Annotated in this window: 24 protein-coding genes and 2 pseudogenes; 2 read left to right on the top strand and 24 right to left on the bottom strand. The window is 40.2% G+C overall.

All coding sequences use genetic code 11. The features are described 5' to 3' along the window. Positions 1-391 precede the first annotated feature (391 nt). The 22 genes and pseudogenes from DER53_RS07465 to DER53_RS07365 all read right to left on the bottom strand — a co-directional run. The gene (locus tag DER53_RS07465; RefSeq protein WP_073967930.1) at positions 392-1789 is read right to left on the bottom strand and encodes an acetaldehyde dehydrogenase (acetylating); all 1398 of its coding nucleotides are present in this window, start codon (positions 1787-1789) and stop codon (positions 392-394) included. A 595-nt stretch (positions 1790-2384) separates the two neighbouring features. Further along, positions 2385-3425, bottom strand: a complete 1041-nt coding sequence (locus DER53_RS07460; protein ID WP_062753995.1) for a zinc-dependent alcohol dehydrogenase family protein — start codon at positions 3423-3425, stop codon at positions 2385-2387. A 225-nt stretch (positions 3426-3650) separates the two neighbouring features. Next, entirely contained in the window at positions 3651-3941 is a 291-nt protein-coding gene (locus DER53_RS07455) for a hypothetical protein (protein ID WP_012749274.1), read from the bottom strand. 113 nt (positions 3942-4054) lie between these two features. Then, positions 4055-4837: a sulfite exporter TauE/SafE family protein gene (locus DER53_RS07450; protein WP_062753997.1), complete on the bottom strand. Its 783-nt coding sequence runs from the start codon at positions 4835-4837 to the stop codon at positions 4055-4057. 63 nt (positions 4838-4900) lie between these two features. Beyond that, the gene (locus DER53_RS07445; RefSeq protein WP_012749272.1) at positions 4901-5128 is read right to left on the bottom strand and encodes a sulfurtransferase TusA family protein; all 228 of its coding nucleotides are present in this window, start codon (positions 5126-5128) and stop codon (positions 4901-4903) included. A 19-nt stretch (positions 5129-5147) separates the two neighbouring features. Further along, the gene (locus tag DER53_RS07440; RefSeq protein WP_062753999.1) at positions 5148-6284 is read right to left on the bottom strand and encodes an MBL fold metallo-hydrolase; all 1137 of its coding nucleotides are present in this window, start codon (positions 6282-6284) and stop codon (positions 5148-5150) included. Between the two features lie 47 nt (positions 6285-6331). Further along, positions 6332-6901 carry a sulfurtransferase TusA family protein gene (locus DER53_RS07435; RefSeq protein ID WP_062754001.1) on the bottom strand — a complete coding sequence of 190 codons (570 nt, stop codon included), beginning with the start codon at positions 6899-6901 and terminating at the stop codon, positions 6332-6334. Between the two features lie 27 nt (positions 6902-6928). Beyond that, positions 6929-7225 carry a rhodanese-like domain-containing protein gene (locus DER53_RS07430; protein ID WP_003252666.1) on the bottom strand — a complete coding sequence of 99 codons (297 nt, stop codon included), beginning with the start codon at positions 7223-7225 and terminating at the stop codon, positions 6929-6931. Between the two features lie 19 nt (positions 7226-7244). Continuing rightward, positions 7245-7610: a rhodanese-like domain-containing protein gene (locus tag DER53_RS07425; RefSeq protein WP_062754003.1), complete on the bottom strand. Its 366-nt coding sequence runs from the start codon at positions 7608-7610 to the stop codon at positions 7245-7247. Between the two features lie 12 nt (positions 7611-7622). Further along, positions 7623-8105 carry a DsrE/DsrF/DrsH-like family protein gene (locus tag DER53_RS07420; protein ID WP_062754005.1) on the bottom strand — a complete coding sequence of 161 codons (483 nt, stop codon included), beginning with the start codon at positions 8103-8105 and terminating at the stop codon, positions 7623-7625. 55 nt (positions 8106-8160) lie between these two features. Continuing rightward, a complete protein-coding gene (locus DER53_RS07415; protein WP_003252677.1) occupies positions 8161-8388 on the bottom strand; it encodes a sulfurtransferase TusA family protein in 228 nt (75 codons plus the stop codon). 91 nt (positions 8389-8479) lie between these two features. Then, positions 8480-8740: a metal-sensitive transcriptional regulator gene (locus tag DER53_RS07410; protein WP_012749266.1), complete on the bottom strand. Its 261-nt coding sequence runs from the start codon at positions 8738-8740 to the stop codon at positions 8480-8482. Then, positions 8707-9096: a sulfurtransferase gene (locus DER53_RS07405; protein WP_216368308.1), complete on the bottom strand. Its 390-nt coding sequence runs from the start codon at positions 9094-9096 to the stop codon at positions 8707-8709. Before DER53_RS07405 ends, DER53_RS07410 begins: the two co-directional genes overlap by 34 nt. Before the next feature lie 146 nt (positions 9097-9242). After that, on the bottom strand, positions 9243-9809 hold the full coding sequence (locus tag DER53_RS07400; RefSeq protein ID WP_062754007.1) for a class I SAM-dependent methyltransferase: 567 nt from the start codon (positions 9807-9809) through the stop codon (positions 9243-9245). Positions 9810-10129: 320 nt separating this feature from the next. Further along, positions 10130-10363: a glutaredoxin family protein gene (locus tag DER53_RS07395; protein ID WP_062678940.1), complete on the bottom strand. Its 234-nt coding sequence runs from the start codon at positions 10361-10363 to the stop codon at positions 10130-10132. A 13-nt stretch (positions 10364-10376) separates the two neighbouring features. Then, positions 10377-10766 (bottom strand): DsrE/DsrF/DrsH-like family protein, encoded by a 390-nt coding sequence (locus DER53_RS07390; protein ID WP_062754009.1) that lies wholly within the window; start codon positions 10764-10766, stop codon positions 10377-10379. A 160-nt stretch (positions 10767-10926) separates the two neighbouring features. Next, entirely contained in the window at positions 10927-11025 is a 99-nt protein-coding gene (cydS, locus tag DER53_RS17735; protein WP_375216885.1) for a cytochrome bd oxidase small subunit CydS family protein, read from the bottom strand. 173 nt (positions 11026-11198) lie between these two features. Continuing rightward, positions 11199-12620: a SpoVR family protein gene (locus DER53_RS07385; protein WP_121910036.1), complete on the bottom strand. Its 1422-nt coding sequence runs from the start codon at positions 12618-12620 to the stop codon at positions 11199-11201. Positions 12621-12927: 307 nt separating this feature from the next. Further along, a pseudogene (locus DER53_RS07380) lies at positions 12928-13347 on the bottom strand (transposase); the annotation flags it as partial. A 230-nt stretch (positions 13348-13577) separates the two neighbouring features. Further along, the gene (locus DER53_RS07375) at positions 13578-13883 is read right to left on the bottom strand and encodes a hypothetical protein (RefSeq protein ID WP_062756514.1); all 306 of its coding nucleotides are present in this window, start codon (positions 13881-13883) and stop codon (positions 13578-13580) included. Positions 13884-13971: 88 nt separating this feature from the next. Next, positions 13972-15840 (bottom strand): RNA-binding domain-containing protein, encoded by a 1869-nt coding sequence (locus DER53_RS07370; protein ID WP_062756516.1) that lies wholly within the window; start codon positions 15838-15840, stop codon positions 13972-13974. A 312-nt stretch (positions 15841-16152) separates the two neighbouring features. Further along, a pseudogene (locus DER53_RS07365) lies at positions 16153-16947 on the bottom strand (SpoVR family protein); the annotation flags it as partial. Positions 16948-17198: 251 nt separating this feature from the next. Between DER53_RS07365 and DER53_RS07360 the strand changes: the two are divergent. Continuing rightward, the gene (locus tag DER53_RS07360; RefSeq protein WP_012749251.1) at positions 17199-17795 is read left to right on the top strand and encodes a DedA family protein; all 597 of its coding nucleotides are present in this window, start codon (positions 17199-17201) and stop codon (positions 17793-17795) included. Positions 17796-17917: 122 nt separating this feature from the next. Continuing rightward, positions 17918-18169, top strand: coding sequence for a YhdB family protein (locus DER53_RS07355; protein ID WP_012749250.1), 252 nt, complete (start codon positions 17918-17920; stop codon positions 18167-18169). Positions 18170-18253: 84 nt separating this feature from the next. On the opposite strand, the gene DER53_RS07350 is transcribed toward DER53_RS07355, so the two are convergent. Together DER53_RS07350 and DER53_RS07345 are read right to left on the bottom strand one after the other, a co-directional pair. Then, the gene (locus tag DER53_RS07350) at positions 18254-19471 is read right to left on the bottom strand and encodes an MFS transporter (RefSeq protein WP_062756353.1); all 1218 of its coding nucleotides are present in this window, start codon (positions 19469-19471) and stop codon (positions 18254-18256) included. Beyond that, positions 19468-19995 (bottom strand): NADPH-dependent FMN reductase, encoded by a 528-nt coding sequence (locus DER53_RS07345; RefSeq protein ID WP_062756351.1) that lies wholly within the window; start codon positions 19993-19995, stop codon positions 19468-19470. The genes DER53_RS07350 and DER53_RS07345 overlap by 4 nt, the downstream gene beginning before the upstream one ends. Between the last annotated feature and the right edge of the window lie 68 nt (positions 19996-20063).

The raw sequence follows: 20063 nt of genomic DNA, 5'->3' as shown, positions 1-20063 counted from the left end.
TTGCATGGATAGATTAGCACATCCAAAAGAAATCTACAATCCCCTATCGGTTAACTCGGATGTTGAAAGCGCATTAAAGATAAACCCCTCCAAAAAAATCGTTGATATTATCATTTTTCTATGCGATATAAAAAAATTCCTTTTTTACCCTTAAATTTTTTCACGAATTTTTAATATCATTTTTTGGAAAATTCCTTATTATCGATCTTCTGGGGTATTACAACATTATGCAGGTTAACGGTAAAAATTCATATAAAATCATCAGAATAATTTTGAATTTAAAAATTGGTGAGAATATACAACAAACCCAGCTTGCCGCTGGGTTTGTTGTACGCTATTACTTCCTTGCTTTCTCAGGATAATATTGGTTTACAAACTTTTCTAAAGTGCTTTAAGTTAGTGCGGGATTTTTCTCTTTCAACTGTTTGTTTGACTCCTGCATCTCACGAATTCCATATGCTATACGTTTAATATTAATCAAATGCTGTGGTCCAATATTGTCAGAAGTAATGTTATTACCGAAAGAACCGCATCCTAATGTCAAGGATGGCTGAATTGCCGTAGTGGCACCGATTCCGCCAAACGTCGTACCGGAATTGATAATAATACGTGCAACTGGTTTATCGATGGTGAACGCTTCGATCAGCTTTTCGTCTTCACAGTGAATTCCTAAGGTATGGCCTAGTCCACCCAATTCCAGCAGTTTTACGCAAATATCGCTTCCTTCATGCCAATCCTTCACGGTATAAAAGGCAAGGATCGTTGACAATTTTTCAATGGAGAATGGATATTCTTTGCCTATATTTGTCTCTTCCGCAATGAGCAATTTCGTATCGGATGGAACCTTAATTCCGGCTATTTCCGCAATCACTTGCGGCGATTTTCCAACGATCTTCGCATTTAACGACCCGTTTACCATGATGACGGAGGCCACTTTTTGTTTTTCTTCCTCATTCAAGAAGTAGGCACCTTGCTTTTTGAACTCAGAAATGACTCGTTCTTTGATGGATTGATCGACGACAAGCGCTTGTTCGGAAGCGCAGATTGTTCCATAATCAAACGTCTTGCTTTGGATGATTAGTTGGACTGTTTTGGCTATATCAGCACTCTCATGAATATAGACCGGTACGTTTCCAGGTCCTACGCCATAGGCAGGTTTCCCGGAACTGTAAGCTGCTTTCACCATACCAGGGCCGCCTGTTGCGAGAATAAGGTCTGTTAATTTATGTCTCATTAACTCATTCGTCGCAGGCAATGTTGGTTGCTTGATGCAAGAAATCAGCCCCTTTGGAGCCCCAGCGCGTTCTGCCGCTTCTTGCATGATTCTTGCCGCTTCCGCCGTACATTTTGCAGCGGACGGATGCGGACTGAAAACAATAGCATTTCTTGCCTTCACCGCGATCAACGATTTAAAAATTGCGGTTGAAGTAGGATTGGTAGATGGGACGATTCCAGCAACGATCCCTACAGGGTGAGCAACTTCCCATACGCGATTTTGTTCATCCCGACGAACAATCCCAACGGTTTTCATATCTTTGATCGCATTGTAAACGTCATTCGCCGCAAAAAGATTTTTCACCGTTTTATCTGCTACATTGCCAAAACCGGTCTCTTCAACCGCCATAGCCGCCAATCGTTCCGCTTCTTCTCTTGCCGCATTCACCATGCTTTCAACAATTTGATCAATCTCGCTTTGTTTCATCTTTTGAATGATTTTTTGTGCTGATTTAGCTTCTTCAAGGTAATTTCTTACTTCTTGAATAGATTGCAAATCAATATCACGTATCACGTTTGATTACCACCTTTCTGTCTGATATTGGTTTGATCCTACATATGCCTTCTATAACTGAATGATTTTGTTATGACATTGGACGATTGTTCTGCTAACTTTGAAAAGATCAACTGTCACGATCCACTGATACTTGTTCGCTTTGTAAGCGATTTGCGGCCGCTTCGCTTCAAGAATCACGGCTGCAATTCTAAGCGGTAATCACAAGCCTTACTTTCTTGATGTTCATACGAGCAGCAGTTTCATCATTTGCGTTTTTATCATCGTCTGCCGCATGTTTAATGTAACCACTCAAGAATATCGTTATCCGCTTCGCTGAAATGCAGATTCTCCCAAAAAATCTCCGTTTTGCCGTCGTAAATCTGTGAGAAAAGGAAACAATAAACTGAAAAACAACGAGGAAGGCAATATCGTGCCTTTATTGGAACAGTCACGTTAGTATGAATTTAATTGTAAGCCAGGACTTTTGTGGGAGTTTTTCAGGCCATGACAGAAACTAAGTCAAAAATGGATATAAGCAATTGTATAGAAAAAGAGCCCGTATCATTGTATAATAGACAATGATACGGGCTCTAATGATCAAGAATTGATTTTTTTAGTCGTTGGAAATAATGACTTTTAATGCTTTTTCTTTTGCTGCGTTGCCAAATACCTCATAAGCTTTCATAATGTCAGAAAAAGCAAAGCGATGTGTAATTAATTGTTCCGGTTTTAATTTTTTCGACTGCACCGTTTTTAATAACATCGGGGTAGAAGTCGTATTGACAAGACCGGTTGTCAACGTAATGTTCCGTATCCACAATTTCTCAATATGAAACTCCACGCTTTTTCCATGAACACCTATATTGGCTATATAGCCGCCTGGTTTTACAATTTCTTGGCAAATATCAAATGTTACTGGAATTCCGACGGCTTCCATCGCGACGTCTACACCTTTTCCGCCGGTTAATTCCATAATTTTTTCCACTGCCTTACCATCAGCGCTATTAACCACTTGAGTTGCACCAAATTTTTTCGCAACTTCTAAACGGTTATCGTCTAAATCAACCATAATGATCTCTGCAGGTGAATAAAACTGAGCCGTTAATAGCGCTGCCATACCTACGGGACCAGCTCCGATAATGGCAACGGTTTGTCCAGGCTGAACCTTGCCGTTTAACACCCCAATTTCAAACCCTGTCGGAAGAATGTCGCTAAGCATGACGAGTGCCTCTTCATCCACGCCTTCCGGAATCGGATAAAGACTGTTGTCTGCGTGTGGAATTCTTACATACTCTGCTTGGGTTCCATCAATTAAGTGTCCTAAGATCCAGCCTCCATCTTCGCAATGAGCATACAACCCTTTTTTGCAATTTTCGCATTTTCCACACGAGGTAATACAAGAAATCAGCACTCTATCGCCTTTTTTAAAATTCTTTACGCCCGAACCAACTTCTTCGATAATTCCTACGCCTTCATGCCCTAAAATTCGACCTTCTTCTACCGTAGGAACATCCCCTGAAAGAATATGCAAGTCTGTTCCACAAATCGTTGTTTTTGTGATCTTAACAATTGCATCGGTTTCCTTTTCAATTTTCGGTTTTGGCTTTTCCATTACTTCTTTTTTTCCTGGTCCCAGATAGGTAAGGGCTTTCATGTGTAGTTCCTCCTTGTCAAAGTTTCAATCTTTCCAACACCTATATCTTACGGAAAAACACGATCATACTTCAATGAACTATTAGTTAAAAGATTGTATCAAGATTTTGTCGGAGATTTTTTCTGTCCAGGCTTTCCTTCTTTTTATATCTCCTCTCCAGGCAAACGGAAACAAGCTTTCTTCCATAAACATTACTCATGCATAGGCAAGGGAATCCTTGCCTATTCACACTGGGTCATTATCTACGTTGCTGTAAGATTCAATCGCTTGATCAAGCGCCCGATACGCTTCGGCAAAAGCGTTCGTTGCCGACTCATCGCCCGCATTGGCAAGCTGTGCTTGCGCGTTTTTCGCGTGGGTGATAGCGCGAATGACATCTTCCATCATTTGTTGTTTGTCGCCTGCCGTCGCCTTTAACTGCTCGAGTTCGCGGAGACATTGTTCCAAATCGTAAGCGCCCGGATTGTCAAACGATTGTTCCAGCTTTTCTTTGACACGCTGCAATACTTCTTTCATTAACGCCCACACCCTCCTTGATATTTTCACCAGCTAGTGTGGGCGATTTAAAGCAAACTATACATGGAAATGAAATGATTGAAATAAAATGCGGTTCATATTTATACTTGAAATTATAAAATATCAACCCAAATTTTTACGGCTGTCGCTAAAATTAAAAACGCTAAAATAACTTGCAATATTTTTGTATTCATTTTTTGGCCCATTTTTGCTCCTAAAGGAGAGGCGATTAAGCTGGCAATAACCATGATGATGGAAGGAAGCAGTTCCACTTGCCCCGTTGTGATTTTTCCAAACGTCGAACCAATGGAGGAAATAAACGTAATCGCCAGCGAAGAGGCAATCGTCATTCGTGTTGGGATTTTTAACACAACAAGCATAGTAGGCACCAGCAAAAACGCTCCCGCTGCGCCAACGATTCCTGAACCAATCCCAATGACAAGCGCTAATGCAGTGGCAAGCCATTTGTTAAAGGTCACTTGATCGCTTGGAATATCGTCAATGCCTTTTTTCGGAACAAACATCATGACAGCAGCCAACGCGGCAAGAATGCCGTACACGACATTAATTGTTCCTTCACTCATCACTTTTGAACCGAATCCGCCAAGGAAACTGCCGATCAAAATGCTAATCCCCATATAAAGAATTAATGTTTTATTTAAATAACCGCTTTTTCGATACGCCCAAACGCCGCCAATCGTCGCAAAAAACACTTGAACCGCGCTAATTCCCGACACTTCATGGGCGCTGAACGAAGCAAGCCCAAATAACGGCGGAAGATAAAGCAGCATCGGGTATTTAATAATGGACCCTCCAATACCAACCATGCCAGAAATAAATGAACCGATAAAGCCAATGAGAAAAATCACGATGATGAAATTCAATGTCAATTCCATCAATACATTACCCCTTTTGACTTTTCGAAAACTAGGGGGTACTTTATACGTACCCCCGAATGATTATTTTCTTTTAACCCAAAATTTCCATACACCATTTTCTTCTTTATAATCGACTAGCTCATGACCACTTACGTTTATCCAAGCGGTTAGATCATTTTTTGCTCCTTGATCCATTGTTTCGATTTCAAGTATTTGACCGGGTGGCAATTCATCGATAGCCTTTTTTGCCTTCACAACGATCATGGCACAAGATAATCCTTTTGTATCGACGACCTTATTCCCATTCATTTTTTCAACTCCCTTCAAATTAACGGGTATGATGCAGCGCGCAACGGTTTGGACCGATTTCGAGTTCTTGCTGCTGTTCCATGTCGACTGCTTTCAGCCCGCGGTTAATCGCTACGATGTCTTCAAAGTTTGGCGGTGTCTCTGTGTTTGCGTTTTGCACGACAATATCGATAAATTCTTGTTTTTTCTTATGCTGCATCATGTCGTTGCGGGCACGAATGTTGCCTAATGTATCGCCGATATATCCCGCTTTGCTCATTTCTTCATCCAAATTAGCGTAATGGGCAGGCAGAACGATTACATCATCCGCAATCGCGGCTACTTTTTCGTATACCGTGTCGTATAAATCCGCTGCCCATTCCGCCGCTTTTCCGCCTAAATCCGGGCGTCCGAGTCCGCCGACAAAAATCGTATCTCCAGAGAAAAGCAATTGATTATTCACGAAGAAGGAAACACTTCCCGGCGTATGCCCTGGCGTTTTCACCGCTAATACTTCTAATTGCACTTGTTCAAAATCAATGCGGTCATGTTTTTCCAGCGGTTCGAAATCAAACACCGCTCCTTCGCTTTTCATCAAGTAATATGTCGCTCCTGTACGTTCTGCTAACGCTTTTCCGCCGGAAATATGATCTGCATGTAAGTGGGAATCGACGATATGCGTAATCGCTACCCCTTCTTCTTGCGCGACTTGTTCATATACATCAATAAACCGCGATGGGTCAACGACAAGCGCTTCGTTTCCGGAAATCACCATATAAGAGAGACATCCTTTTCCGACACGAATGAATTGATATACTTTCATCTTGTCATCTTCATATACTTTTGCTTTATGAAGATGTTCGCTCCACGCTTTCATACCGCCAACGAGCGTGTAAATGTTGTCAAATCCGGCTTCTACTAATTGTTCTGCCACAAATGCCGCTGAACCGCCTTTGGCACAAACGACGACAACATCTTTGTCTTTTGGAAGGCGGCCGATAACCGAATCTACACCATCAATCAACTCAAAGTATGGAACATTAATATATTCAAAGTTCTCCCCTTCAATTTTCCAATCATGAAAATCGCTTTCGTTACGTACGTCAAAAATAACGAGATGTTCTTTATTTAATACTTTTTCTGTTAATGTTTGCACCGTCATTTCTTTTACCGTCATTTTTATACCCCCTATAGTATATTTTTGTTTTTTAAAAAACCGCTCAATCAGGATTGAGCTGTATCGAGCGGTCCTTCCCATTTTGACATGCCTGGGACGACATTCCATACATTAGTAAATCCTTTTTCTGTTAATTTTTGTGCCGCTAAATCGCTGCGCGTTCCAGTACGGCAAACAACATAAATCGTTTTATTCTTCGGCAACTCATGGATGCGGTCTTCTAATTCTCCAAGCGGAATCGAAATAGCACCTGGTATATGTCCAAACGCATACTCCGCCGGCTCGCGGACATCTATAATGACCACAGAATCATCATTTATTTTTTCCGCCAGCTGTTCATTGGAAATTACATGAGAATATGTTGCTTCGCCTTTTGTCTCATGGTCACTTGCTTTACGAATATAATGTTTTAACACGTTTCCTTCTTCAATCGTTCCTAAGTATTGATGGCCGGTACTTTCCGCCCATGCTTTGATATCGGCTTTCGAACCTTTATCGGTTGCCTTTACTTCAAGTACTTGTCCCGGTTGCAAGTCATTGATCGCTTTTTTTGTTTTTACAATTGGCATTGGACAAGATAATCCCTTTGCATCGACTGTCATATCTACACGAATCATGCTGCATTCCTCCTTTTGCCGTTTTATTTATTCAACAGGTCCTTCCCATTCCAACATGCCGCCAGTCATATTGATCACATGATATCCATGACTTTCCAGCAGTTGAGCTGCGCGCCCGCTTCTTCCACCCGAACGGCAAACAAGGATATATTCCTTATTTTTATCTAGCTCATTCATGCGAAATTCGAGCAATCCTAACGGAATATTAATCGCACCAGGAATTTTCCCAGCCGCTACTTCATCCACTTCACGAACATCGATAATGTTCAGTTGTTTTCCTTCTTGAAGAAGTTTTTCAACTTCTTTTGCCGTTAATTGTTTCATCAACGATCCCCTCCTTTTTTTATGACCAAGCGTTCATTCCGCCTTTTACGTTTGTTACGTATTGGAATCCAAGTTTCTTCAATAGTCTGCTGGCTTTTGTACTTCGCATTCCGCTTTGGCAAATCACAATCACTTCTTTTTCCTTGGATAATTCGTTGGCACGTTTTGGCAGTTCATGAAGGGGAATATTTTTAAATCCGCGAATATGATTCGCGCGGAACTCCGCGGGAGTACGTACATCCACATACTGCACATCTTTTTTTCCTAATTCTTTCTTTAGCTCTGCTGTTGTAATCATCCGTACTCCACGCGGTGGAATGACGCGGATTGCAATAAACCAAACAAACAATAGGAATAAAACGATATTCATTACTGTTTGTGTCATTCGTAATCACCTTTAAATGAATAAGTTTATGTTCCCTTCTGACGCATCCGCCAAATACGTTGCCACTCCAGCAAACTCAATGCCATCGATCAATTCTTCTGGCTTTAATCCTAATAAATCAACGGTCATTTGACACGCGACTAATTTAACCCCCTGTTCTTTTGCCATTTCGATTAATTGTGGCAGCGGCATCGCGTTATGCTTTTTTATAACGTGTTTGATTAATTTTGGTCCGAGGCCGCCAAAGTTCATGCGTGAAAGTCCCATGCGATCCGCTCCGCGCGGCATCATTTTGGCAAACATTTTTTCCAAAAACCCTTTTTTCACCGGAATATGCGCATCTTTTCGCAATGCGTTCAATCCCCAAAACGTATGGAAAATCGTGACGTCATGGTCATAAGCGGCGGCACCATTCGCGATGATGTACGCCGCCATCGCTTTATCGTAGTCGCCGCTAAATAAAATAATCGTTGTTTTTTTCTTTTGTTGCGACATTAAGTTCCTCCTTTCTTATACATATACTCATATACGTATATAAAACGCTAAAAAATTACCCTTTTTGAATCCAAAACGTCAATACGCCATTTTCCTCTTTCATATCAATAACCGTATGGCCGCTTGCTTTTGCCCATGCCGGCAAGTCGTTTTTTGATCCTTTATCCGTTGTTTGCACTTCGAGCACTTGCCCTGATGTTAATTCATCCATCGCTTTTTTCGCTCTTACAACCGGCATTGGACAAGCTAATCCTTTCGCATCTAATACTTTATTTACATTCATGATGGATAACCTCCTTATTATTTTACCATTACCCCTATAGGTATATTAATATGTGTAAAAGAGTGTGTCAACCCTTTTTTCAAGAGTTGACTTATCTGCTTTTTACTAATAGCTCTACCGCTTCTTTGACTAAATGTTCCGTTTTTTCTCCTTTTTCCATGCTTTCGCGCAGACAATTTTCTAAATTGGTACTTACAATGACCGCAATGGCGCGATCAATCGCATTGCGTGCCGCCGATAATTGCGCGACAACGCTTTTGCAGTCTTTTCCTTGTTCCATCATGCTAAGAACGCCTTTCACTTGTCCCTCAATCCGTCTTAAGCGGTTTTTGATTTCTTTATTGTATTCCATTTTTCATTTCCCCTTTCTCGACAAGGACAATGGATGATTGAATAGCTTTGTACGTCAAAACCGCGGCGTCGTAAAAAACGTACGCCTAAATTTTTTTCGATTTCATCGTTTGCAATAATATGAAGCGATTTACTCGGAATATTAGAAAAATGCCGTTTTAAATAAGCATACGGAATATGAAGAGAATTAGCAATAGGCGGTTCTGTTGTTTCGTTATAATCACGAATATCTAACACAACCATATCCTTGATTCGTTTATCGGCTATATCTATGCATGGAACACCGCTTACCGGATAATAACGGCGATACAATGCTATGAATAATAAACTGAAAATAATCAGGCTGATGATATACAATATAGCGATCACCTCGCTCCATCATTGTTGTCTGTGTTTATTATATACCCTTATAGGTATATTAGCAACTGTTTTATTTTAACAATATGTGGATAAATGATGTATCGTTCATCATCCCAACATGTATTGGGATAACCACTGTTGACTCAATACGTTAGCAATATACCGTATACGGTTGGATGAAATGATACAAATTCTACGTTATGGTGTTTTGTTTTCATATATTCTAGCAATTGCTGAGAAGGAATTCTCTCATGAAGCGGCGGCCCCATTTCGCTTTCTACCGCTTCCCATTCAATGATCAGAAATTTTCCGTTTGGTTTCATCACCCGTTGTATCTCAGCAAGCACTGCGTCATGATCATCTACTTCATGAAACACGAACGACATGAGCCCCTTATCCGCCAATCGTGAAGGCAAAGACGTATTCGATACATCCTCAAGTATATATTCAATATTGTCCACTTGTTCTTTTTCTGCGTGTGTCTTTAAAAATTCCAACATTTCTTGTTGTACATCGACAGCATATACTTTTTCTTTCGTCATTTTCGCCATTGGCACGGTAAAATACCCATTGCCAGCTCCCAAATCAACGATGACATCTTGCGTTCCGATTTGCAATATCTCTATTGCCCGTTCTGGAGCAATGATTTCTTTTCGCTTCGGATCTAATAATTTTTCCGCCTTTTCTGGATGAAAACGATGCCCTGCCATCATAAATCCTCCTGTATTCTTTTTTTAATGATTATTATAATCAAAAAGCTTCGGAATCCATAATCCGAAGCTTTTTCTTGCTGATGCATTTTTAGCAAATTGCACAACGGTTTGGATCGATTTCCATTCCCCGTTGTTGTTCTTTATCTGCTTGAAATTTTCCCATATCCGTTTGACATACTTCCAATCGTATATGTTTCTTTCCTTCCATTTTTCAATCATTGAATATCTCTTTGTTGCATACATCAAGAACGAACCATTTCTTACCGTTAATCATTGTTGGAACAAGTTCTTTTCCAGCAATGACATCCCATATCTTGCTAACGTTGCAGTAATTGCATGATGGCGTCCGGATCAAATCCGATTACCCATTGACCATCGATTTCGATTTGCGGGACTCCGACTTGCCCTGTTGTTTCAACAAGTTTCCGAGCCGCGACAGGATCCCGTTGCACGTTGACTTCTTCAAACGGAACGCCTTGTTCACGTAAAAAGTTTTTTACCATTACACAATACGGACATGTCGTTGTCGTATATACCGTAACTCGTTTCATTTTCGTCCCTCCACTAGAACGTCAACGTAATGTCGGCGTCTTTTGCAAAGTTTAGAAATGTTGCAGCGCCAGCGACTTCAATTCCATCGACAAATTGATCTTTGTCAAGGCCCATGACATCCATCGTCATTTGGCACGCAACTAGTTTCACACCTAATTCTTGCGCCATTTTTACAAGCTCTTCGATCGATGGAACATTTGCTTTTTGAAATCCTTCTTGGAAATGCTCTTTTCCTTCTGGAAGCGGTAAGTTTTTATGTGCTTCTTTATGAATGAGATTCAACCCTTCAAACGTGAAAAAAATGCCTACTTCCGCCTCAGATGCTGCTGCCGCTGTGGCAATATTAAATACTTTGTATGCGTCAAATAAACCACCGTTAGCTGCGATAATCGCTACTTTCATCACAAATTCCTCCTTTTTCTCGATCATAGTTTTTACGAAATAAAATATTTTTATTTATTTATTTACATATACATGTATGGGTATTTAATCTAGTTCTTATAGTAATCGATTTTTCCATCCATGTCAACGAACAAATATAAAAAATGTCGATCAGGAAGTCCTACTCGACTTGTTCGTCCTTCAATCCTGCCCAAAACGCAGCAACTACAGACAATTCCACAACAAGAATTGGCGCATACATAATAAGAAATGTTTGCATGTTATGCTCTCCCTATAATTGTCCTTTTACATATTTTTGTTGAATAAAAACAATCGCATTAACAAATACAGCGATGGAATTAATAACAAGAACCCGGCAATTACTTCATGCATAGAAACAAATAACGTTCAAACACATAAAAATGAGCTGCCTCCATGAGCAGCTCCTTTTCATTATATATATTTTCGATGCACTGTTTTTCCATCATACGTAAATAATACAGGCTTCTCTTCAACGACCGTTTCCATATGAACAGCGCGGCCCCATAACTGATAAATGTACGGAAGAACTTTTTCTAAATATTTAATATCTAATTCAATTCCTTCATACCAATGTTTTAAATATAATTCACCATTGCGCATGTAATCGCCATCATTTACTGTAATGTATGGAAATCCGCCATTGACACGCATACTGACGAGTTGATCGCGAATGTGCTCCCAATTTTTATCAACAACTTTATACTCTTTCCCTTGTTTTTGAAATAAATACATATCCTCGCGCATCACTAACTCTTTCGTTAAATAATTTCGTAAAAACGAAATATCGGATTCGAGTTCACGTACTTCAAAAATTTTTTGGCGTCCCGATCCTGGCTTCACCCCAAGTTTTTTCATTTCCTCCGTTGGGTTGTTCCAACGTTCTTCAATATCTTCAAAAATTTTCAACCCCAAATAATATGGATTAATCCCTGTGCGAGATGGCTGCACGACATTGGCGTTTAATTTCGCAAATTCAATCGCCTCTTCGCTCGTTAAATCCATTTCCCGTAAAATCCGTTGATGCCAATACGTCGCCCAGCCTTCGTTCATGATTTTCGTCTCCAACTGCGGCCAAAAGTATAACATTTCTTCGCGCATCATCGTTAAAATATCGCGTTGCCATTCTTCCAGCTCACGGCTATATTCTTCAATAAATAATAATACGTCTTTTTCCGGTTGCGGCGGGAATTTCCGTCGTTTTTTACGCGGTGGCGGAGTCGGCTTATCTTTTTCATCGAGCGACCATAAATCATCATATGGCGACGCTATTTTTGGCGGTTCTTCTTCTTCGTATACTTCCGTATCTTCCAAAGTCCATGATAATTTCGGACGAAGCAGTGACGGATCGATATGCTCTTGAATCGCCAATACCGCATCTAAAAACTTTTCTACTTCCAATTTTCCATATTGATGTTCGTAATGTTTGATTCTCTCGGCGGTTGCTGCCATGCTTTCGACCATATCCCGCTTTGTGTTGCTGAAACGAACGTTATTTTTGAAAAAGTCACTATGCGCTAATACATGTGCGACGATCAATTTATTTTGAATCAGCGAATTTGTATCCAATAAAAATGCGTAACAAGGGTCAGAGTTAATGACTAGCTCGTAAATTTTGCTTAAGCCTAAATCGTATTGCAGTTTCATTTTGTGAAACTGCTTGCCAAAAGTCCAGTGGGAAAACCGCGTTGGCATGCCATACGCACCAAACGTATAAATAATATCCGCTGGACAAATTTCATAACGCATCGGATAAAAATCAAGCCCAAACCCTTCAGCGATTTCCGTAATCTCCGCAATCGCCCGTTCCAACTCCTTCAAATCATCTTGTCGCATGCACATCTCCTCCCCTTTTCCCTCTTATCACAATGTATGAGGAAAAAGGAGTTTTGATACGTATAAGTCCATTCCATATCAATTGGTAATTATTTAGGGAAGAATTGGATTATGATTAAACAATATATGGATGAATATCGGGTACCGTCAAGAATTTTGTGTAATGCAAGATAGATAGGGTATCTCTGAAATGGATTTGGAATGGATAGGGGACTAGTTTCCTCCACACAAAGGACTGAATATTCAGTCTCTTGTGTGGAAAGGGAGAATCCCCTTATCGTATTGGTTTGATATTTACATTATTTTGTTAATTGTAACGTTCTTCAAATATTCGCTCGAGGGCTTCCTGTGCTTCGGCAAATCCTCGCAACTTTCGTCCTGCCCATTTCTCGTTAAAATCTTGAATGGTCAAATATACGACTTTTTCAGCGGCTTCTAAACTGCTCAAACTGTTCATCGGCTTTAGACGTTTCCGAATCTCCTTGATCGTTCGTTCGATGGCATTGGTCGTATAAATCACACTTCGAATACTGCTTGGATCATCCATAAATGTAAGGAGGACATCCAACTCATTTGCCCACGATTGGACTTCCCTTGGGTATTTGTGAGACCATTTGGATTGAAACTGTTGAAACATCTCCAATGCGATTTCTTTATTCGGAGAACGATAAATGAGTTTCAGATCCTCCGCCATTTCTAATTGATCTTTTTTCCGAACACAACGGAGATAGCAGCCGTTTCTCCTATTCGGTGTTCCAGCCTGTTCGATTTCGAGGAAATGTTTGATTTCTTCCCGCATAATCAGCTCTAATTTTTCTTTCACAAATTGACGAATAACACTTTCCAGTTGATTTGCCCAGTCGACATTCGGTACACTTCTTTTAGACATAGGTAGGGTTCTCCTTTCTCTAAGATTTTTGGTCCAATCAGAGAATACCCTACCTTTTTTCTTTTGTTCTAGCAAAATGTTTTACACAAACTTTTATACATCATCGAATATCGCTGAATAACGCAAAATATTTTTGGGCACCTTTTATGCATTTCATTCATTTTTTTATATGCTAAGTATTCTGGAAACCCCGCGACTAACCAATATTTATCTTCCGTTCGATCCTTTTCAACAATAACATGGCTGCTTAACTGATCCCCTCCCTCTAATATTTTGACCATTTTCTCTACTGCTCTTTTTGAAACATTTTCAACGTATATGGGGACAATTTTATCTAATTCAATGGATTCCATCCAAATCCCATCAAGCTTCATTCGTACCCCTCTCCATCATATTTTGTAAAACTATATGAGAAGGGAAATTTGTCTAATAACAATAAACCAGCATTAGGAATCCAGCATCCTAATGCTGGTTAAAAAGAGATCGTGTCATATATGCTTGTTTCGGATGATTTACTTGCTCCGGATATAGCAGTTCTAACTTTCCTTCCCTAAGCAATCGTGAAATGTACTTTTTGCGAAGAGGATCCATCTGCCTATTCAGTAATTGACTTAATTCTTTGAGCGTTAACGGCTTAATTGCACAAAGATTTAAAATGATCTCATCCATTTCGGAAGGATTTAATCTCTTTTTCTTCCTTGCTAATTCAGAAATATCCAATAGCACTTTTTCATGATCTTTTGTTTGTTCGTTTTCGTTAGGTCCGGAGTTAGCAGCGTTAGGTCCGGAGTTATTAACATTAGGTCCGGAGCTTATCCGATTATATCTGGAGTTCCCTATAGACTTTTGATGAAACATTTCCGTTAGCGTATATTTTGTACCTCTTCCTTGTCCATTTGGTTCTAAATATCCTTTTTCCACCAGTACGGATAATAATTTGCTTATTTCATCACTCTTTTTATCTGTCAGGCTTTGCAATCTCGTATTGGTCACATAATTTTCTTGATGTGCCGTCACTAAAATTAATACTTCATCATTGGTTAAAAACTTATAATGTTTCCCAAGAACTGCTTTTAGAAAATCGACGCTTTCCTGCGGTAATAATGAAGTTGTTCGCAACGTAAGAATCGTGCGATCCGGCTGAAATTCTTCAATTAATTCCGGGGCAGTCCAATGTTGTTCTTTCCACGCCAAATGAATATTCTCAATCCCCGACCCTGCCCGTTCACCAAGTCCGATTAACATAAACATTTTAAAAATCGTTGGATTTCTCGGATCACTTATTCCACCTTTCAGTGCTTGTTGCAAAGGAATCCGAAGAACACCCGGGTTGGAAAATCGAAATAACATCTTTTCCTTTTCGATAACAATTCCGCGTTGCCCGTAGTAATCGGCATGAGCCAACGTATTGACTAAAGCCTCACGAAGAGCAGCGTGCACCCTTGTATCATCCTTGCGAAAAAGCCCCTCCATTTGAAAAGGAATGTTTAAATCATCCGTTAGTCTGCGGATCACTTTAAAATAAAAATCATACAAATTCCCCGACCAAGTGCCGTCGGAAGAAATAATCCGATCTGTCCATCTCTCCCCGGGCACATCCAAACTCTTTTCCCGATATTCCAAAAAATACTGCGGTAAATACTCTGTAATGCTGCGCTCTTCCCCAAACATGAGTAACCCGGCTAATGTTAGCCCTTCCTCGTTAGTTTCGCGCAGCTTTCCCAAAGCTCCAATTTTATATAAAAATTCCTTCAGTTCTAAACCATTCCAAGGGTGATCTGGTTTCAAAGAAGAAAAGCGATTTCGATAACTTCTCACCGATTCCATATTCAAATCATTTAAACCGTAATTGGGAAGAACTTTGCTGTCTTGAGGAATTGGCGATTGGTCCGCTATCATTCGCTGTACTTCTTCTTTTGTACATTTATAGTCTCCTTCATAATTGCGGCGATATGTACCTGTAAAAGGATTATGACCAATATAAATTGGCTTGTCCTCACGTGAAGCTCTTGGAACATAAATTTTCACGATTTCTTTCCCATCAACTTCAACAATTTCTACATTTCGATCCACTAAGATATTTTTGCTAATTCTTTGTGGATTATTAATTCCGTCCCAAAAGTCTTTAACTAACTTTTTTGCATCAACATGGACTGGGAAAAACTCTTGTCCTTTTTGCTCGACCCCAAGCAAAATAATACCGCCATTTGTATTTGCAAAAGCAGAATACGTTTCCCAAACATCTTTCGGCAGACCACCTTTGGCTGCTTTACATTCCAATTCGGCATTTTCCCCATCGTCTATAATACGTAACAAATCCTTTGCGTCCATTCCGCCATATATCCCCTTTAAATTTCTAATATTATTTACTACAAATTATTTGACAAAGAAAAGAAACAATCCTTTTAACATTTAACAAATTATACAATTTCCCATTTGTCAAAGAAATCTATGGTTCACCAGGACAAAATGTATTACAAACGTTATTTTAGCATGATCGCTAAACATTATCGAACCATACAGCAACCATGAATCAAATGAGCAATATTTAAAAATTTCAACATCAAACAAATAAAAAATCACTTCCGCATACAAGTGATTTCTCATTTACATATTTAAAGCTCCTTTGCGAAACGAAGTTCAGCCTTCGTTCATGATTTTCGTCTCCAACTGCGGCCAAAAGTATAACATTTCTTCGCGCATCATCGTTAAAATATCGCGCTGCCATTCTTCCAGCTCACGGCTATATTCTTCAATAAACAATAATACGTCTTTTTCCGGTTGCGGCGGGAATTTCCGTCGCTTTTTACGCGGTGGCGGAGTCGGCTTATCTTTTTCATCGAGCAACCATAAATCATCATATGGCGACGCTATTTTTGGCGGTTCTTCTTCTTCGTATACTTCCGTATCTTCCAAAGTCCATGATAATTTCGGACGAAGCAGTGACGGATCGATATGCTCTTGAATTGCCAATACCGCATCTAAAAACTTTTCTACTTCCAATTTTCCATATTGATGTTCGTAATGTTTGATTCTCTCGGCGGTTGCTGCCATGCTTTCGACCATATCCCGCTTTGTGTTGCTGAAACGAACGTTATTTTTGAAAAAGTCACTATGCGCTAATACATGTGCGACGATCAATTTATTTTGAATCAGCGAATTTGTATCCAATAAAAATGCGTAACAAGGGTCAGAGTTAATGACTAGCTCGTAAATTTTGCTTAAGCCTAAATCGTATTGCAGTTTCATTTTGTGAAACTGCTTGCCAAAAGTCCAGTGGGAAAACCGCGTTGGCATGCCATACGCACCAAACGTATAAATAATATCCGCTGGACAAATTTCATAACGCATCGGATAAAAATCAAGCCCAAACCCTTCAGCGATTTCCGTAATCTCCGCAATCGCCCGTTCCAACTCCTTCAAATCATCTTGTCGCATGCACATCTCCTCCCCTTTTCCCTCTTATCACAATGTATGAGGAAAAAGGAGTTTTGATACGTATAAGTCCATTCCATATTTCGCGTTTAATCCATACGACTGATCAATCATATGTTTACTTTTCTTCCCCATCTTTATATAAAAAATTTCCTTCAACGTATGTATTGTTTATAATGGACATTAGCAAATAATAAAGCCCATTTATTTTCTGCTGACTCGCTTTGCTCATACTATTAAAGTGTGGTGATACAGTGGAGCATTATTTACATTATTTTATCGATCATTTTGGATATATCGGCATTATGGTCGTGTTAATGTTAGGAATTGTCGGTATGCCGATTCCGGATGAGCTGCTACTTACGTACATTGGATACCGAATTTCCACAGGTTCCATGTCATATCCTATCTCATTTGTTTTTGGCTTTATTGGTGCTATAGCTGGTATCTCCATCAGTTACTATTTAGGAGTAAAACTCGGATTGCCGTTTTTGCAGAAAATAGGTCCAAAAATACATATTACAGAAAAGCGAATAGAGCAAACGAAAGCATTATTTGCCAAACTAGGGCCATCGGTGCTGTTTATTTGCTATTTTATCCCTGGCATCCGTCATCTTGCTGCATTTTTAGCTGGATTTAACGCATACGATCGAAAAAAATTTATGTTATATGCCTATAGCGGAGCGTTTGTCTGGGTCTTCACCTTTCTCACAATTGGTAATTATTTAGGGAAGAATTGGATTATAATTAAACAATATATGGATGAATATCGCACTTTTTTTATGGCCGTATTTATTCTCCTCATTTGCCTGCTCACAATATATTGGTTTTATCAGCAAAAAAAGAAGTAAAACACCGGCACTTTGAAACCGGTAAATTTATTTTTTACCTTCTAACGTAACATTTACAGCGTAAAAAAAAACAAGAACCATCATACACTAAAGACATCTCCTTCTATAAAGGAGGCATGAACTTGAACACCATCGATTATGACAAAGCATTATACTATACGCACCGCTCCGAATGGGATAATTTGCTTATTTTAATGGTGCGTACACAAGATGATTTGCTGTCGAAAAAAATTGAGCAATTTCTTCACGCCTACAATTTTGAATATGATTACTCAGTCATTCAAAAGCGGCTAACCGCTCTGTTGCGTTATATCGACCATGCCCTTGAGGCAAGCGAACAAAAAACAGGAGCTGAGCAATACGCTTATTCGTAAATAAAAAACGGGGAATTGGTTCGATCCAATTCCCCATTATTTATCCTATCGATTCTCCGACCGATGTATAAGAAAAATCTCCTTTTATCCTGTCAGATGAAATTGTTCTTTTTTCACCGATTCTCCAGTCCTTAGCACCAATAGCCCGGAAATGATAAGCAATCCGCTTAATATGGCATATGGAATCAGGACATGTTGTAATGAAACAAGACCAGTAAATACGCTTAACAAGATGGAACGAATAAGAAAACCGAGCGCTCGAAATAAGCTGTCTATCCTTCCGATTTTCCCATTAGGAATCCGTTCCATCATCAGCGAGCTGCGGGCCACCCTTGTCCCCGCATTGCCAAACGCCGTTAGGCTAACAAGCACATAAAATATCCACGTGTTTTTCACCAATAGAAACATGGTCATCGCCATCGCATACATAAAGACGGTAATGGTGATGCTTACTTCGGTTCCGATTTTCCTTAGCCATAACGGCACGATTAACCCTGCGAGCGCGGCCCCGATTCCGTATATCATGCTTTGAATGCCGTATACCGAACTATCTTCCTTTAAGACATCGGTAATATAAATTGGATGAAGATAATTGGTCATCATCACACCAATAAAGGGCATGAACGAAGCAAGCAAAAACCAAAACAACAGCGGACGAGCTTTCATATAATGGTATCCTTCGGTCATCTTCATCCAAAACGAATGTGTGTCTCCATTTCTGACAGAACGTTGATATGGGATAAAGAAAAGGCAAACAATCGCTACCACATACGTGCACGCATCTAGCCATAAAATCGAGTAAAGTGGCACTTTCGTAAGAAGCAGGCTTGCCGCTCCGCCGGAGATGACGGTAGCCAATTGTCCTTGAATCTCCATAATCCCATTTAACGTCTTATATTGATCAGGGTGAAATACTTCTTGGGTAAATGCAAATAGCGTCGGATAAAAGAGAAAATAATATAGGGAGCCGCTGGCAAATAAAATCACTAAATGCCATACGTGATACTCTGTTCCCATCATCCCATAAAGCGCAAACATAGCGGCAATCACTAGTCCCATTGCCTCTCCAAGCATTAACATAGCTTTTCGCGACATATGATCAATCCACATTCCGACATACGGTGTCAATAAAAACATGATGATCGTCATCGTTGTGGACATGTAGCCAAACCACGTTCCTCCGTCAGGTTTTTGCACAAGCAGCCAAGGAACGGCCGTCATCGTGATTCCTGTTCCAACGGAAGAAAACAAATTGGCAACGAGTAACAAATATAACCGACGGTCGCGATGCAGGCTGTTCATGCCTGCTCCCTCCACCACTTGGCTGCGTTGATATAACGTCGCAATTCGGAAAGGATATCATCCACCTGCAAAGCTGCCGGCTTCGTTAAATGATCGCCAGCAAAACTAGGAGGATCTAAAACCAGCTGCTTCGGAATAGTATTCGCATGCAGGCTGCGCATCACCGTCCGCATGTTGTTTAAGGCATTAATTCCACCTTTTCCTCCCCCTGCTACCGCGATAAGAGCAACTGGTTTGTGTTCCAATTGGTCGCTGCTTAAAAAATCAAGAGCGTTTTTTAACGCTCCACTCATGGCGCCGTGATACTCAGGCGAGCAAAGCACAATGCCATCGGCTTGCTGAATTTGTTCGCGTAACTGGCACACAGCAGGCAACTCTTCTTGGCCTGCTTCACCGTTATATAGCGGTATGGCTCCTTCACTTAAATCGATAAGCTGCGCTCCATATTGCTTTGCAATATGTCTAGCGACGATTCCCGTTCTCCCCGATTTGCGCGGACTTCCGTTCACTACAACGATATGCATGGCATTTCTCTCCTTTTTTCCTTGTTTTTCTGATTATAGTGTAATCAAAGGAATGGCTTCTTTCGCCG

The organism is Parageobacillus toebii NBRC 107807 (assembly GCF_003688615.2).
Lineage (GTDB): Bacteria > Bacillota > Bacilli > Bacillales > Anoxybacillaceae > Parageobacillus_B > Parageobacillus_B toebii.
Note: the sequence above shows the minus strand (reverse complement) of the source record. Positions and strands in the feature narration are given on the sequence as shown.

Coding starts and splice junctions, on each gene's coding strand:
- DER53_RS07460 (WP_062753995.1), bottom strand. CDS start 3,425: ATGAAAGCCCTTACCTATCTGGGACCAGGAAAAAAAGAAGTAATGGAA.
- DER53_RS07455 (WP_012749274.1), bottom strand. CDS start 3,941: ATGAAAGAAGTATTGCAGCGTGTCAAAGAAAAGCTGGAACAATCGTTT.
- DER53_RS07450 (WP_062753997.1), bottom strand. CDS start 4,837: ATGGAATTGACATTGAATTTCATCATCGTGATTTTTCTCATTGGCTTT.
- DER53_RS07445 (WP_012749272.1), bottom strand. CDS start 5,128: ATGAATGGGAATAAGGTCGTCGATACAAAAGGATTATCTTGTGCCATG.
- DER53_RS07440 (WP_062753999.1), bottom strand. CDS start 6,284: ATGACGGTAAAAGAAATGACGGTGCAAACATTAACAGAAAAAGTATTA.
- DER53_RS07435 (WP_062754001.1), bottom strand. CDS start 6,901: ATGATTCGTGTAGATATGACAGTCGATGCAAAGGGATTATCTTGTCCA.
- DER53_RS07430 (WP_003252666.1), bottom strand. CDS start 7,225: ATGAAACAATTAACGGCAAAAGAAGTTGAAAAACTTCTTCAAGAAGGA.
- DER53_RS07425 (WP_062754003.1), bottom strand. CDS start 7,610: ATGACACAAACAGTAATGAATATCGTTTTATTCCTATTGTTTGTTTGG.
- DER53_RS07420 (WP_062754005.1), bottom strand. CDS start 8,105: ATGTCGCAACAAAAGAAAAAAACAACGATTATTTTATTTAGCGGCGAC.
- DER53_RS07415 (WP_003252677.1), bottom strand. CDS start 8,388: ATGAATGTAAATAAAGTATTAGATGCGAAAGGATTAGCTTGTCCAATG.
- DER53_RS07410 (WP_012749266.1), bottom strand. CDS start 8,740: ATGGAATACAATAAAGAAATCAAAAACCGCTTAAGACGGATTGAGGGA.
- DER53_RS07400 (WP_062754007.1), bottom strand. CDS start 9,809: ATGGCAGGGCATCGTTTTCATCCAGAAAAGGCGGAAAAATTATTAGAT.
- DER53_RS07395 (WP_062678940.1), bottom strand. CDS start 10,363: ATGAAACGAGTTACGGTATATACGACAACGACATGTCCGTATTGTGTA.
- DER53_RS07390 (WP_062754009.1), bottom strand. CDS start 10,766: ATGAAAGTAGCGATTATCGCAGCTAACGGTGGTTTATTTGACGCATAC.
- cydS (WP_375216885.1), bottom strand. CDS start 11,025: ATGCAAACATTTCTTATTATGTATGCGCCAATTCTTGTTGTGGAATTG.
- DER53_RS07385 (WP_121910036.1), bottom strand. CDS start 12,620: ATGCGACAAGATGATTTGAAGGAGTTGGAACGGGCGATTGCGGAGATT.
- DER53_RS07375 (WP_062756514.1), bottom strand. CDS start 13,883: ATGAAGCTTGATGGGATTTGGATGGAATCCATTGAATTAGATAAAATT.
- DER53_RS07370 (WP_062756516.1), bottom strand. CDS start 15,840: ATGGACGCAAAGGATTTGTTACGTATTATAGACGATGGGGAAAATGCC.
- DER53_RS07350 (WP_062756353.1), bottom strand. CDS start 19,471: ATGAACAGCCTGCATCGCGACCGTCGGTTATATTTGTTACTCGTTGCC.
- DER53_RS07345 (WP_062756351.1), bottom strand. CDS start 19,995: ATGCATATCGTTGTAGTGAACGGAAGTCCGCGCAAATCGGGGAGAACG.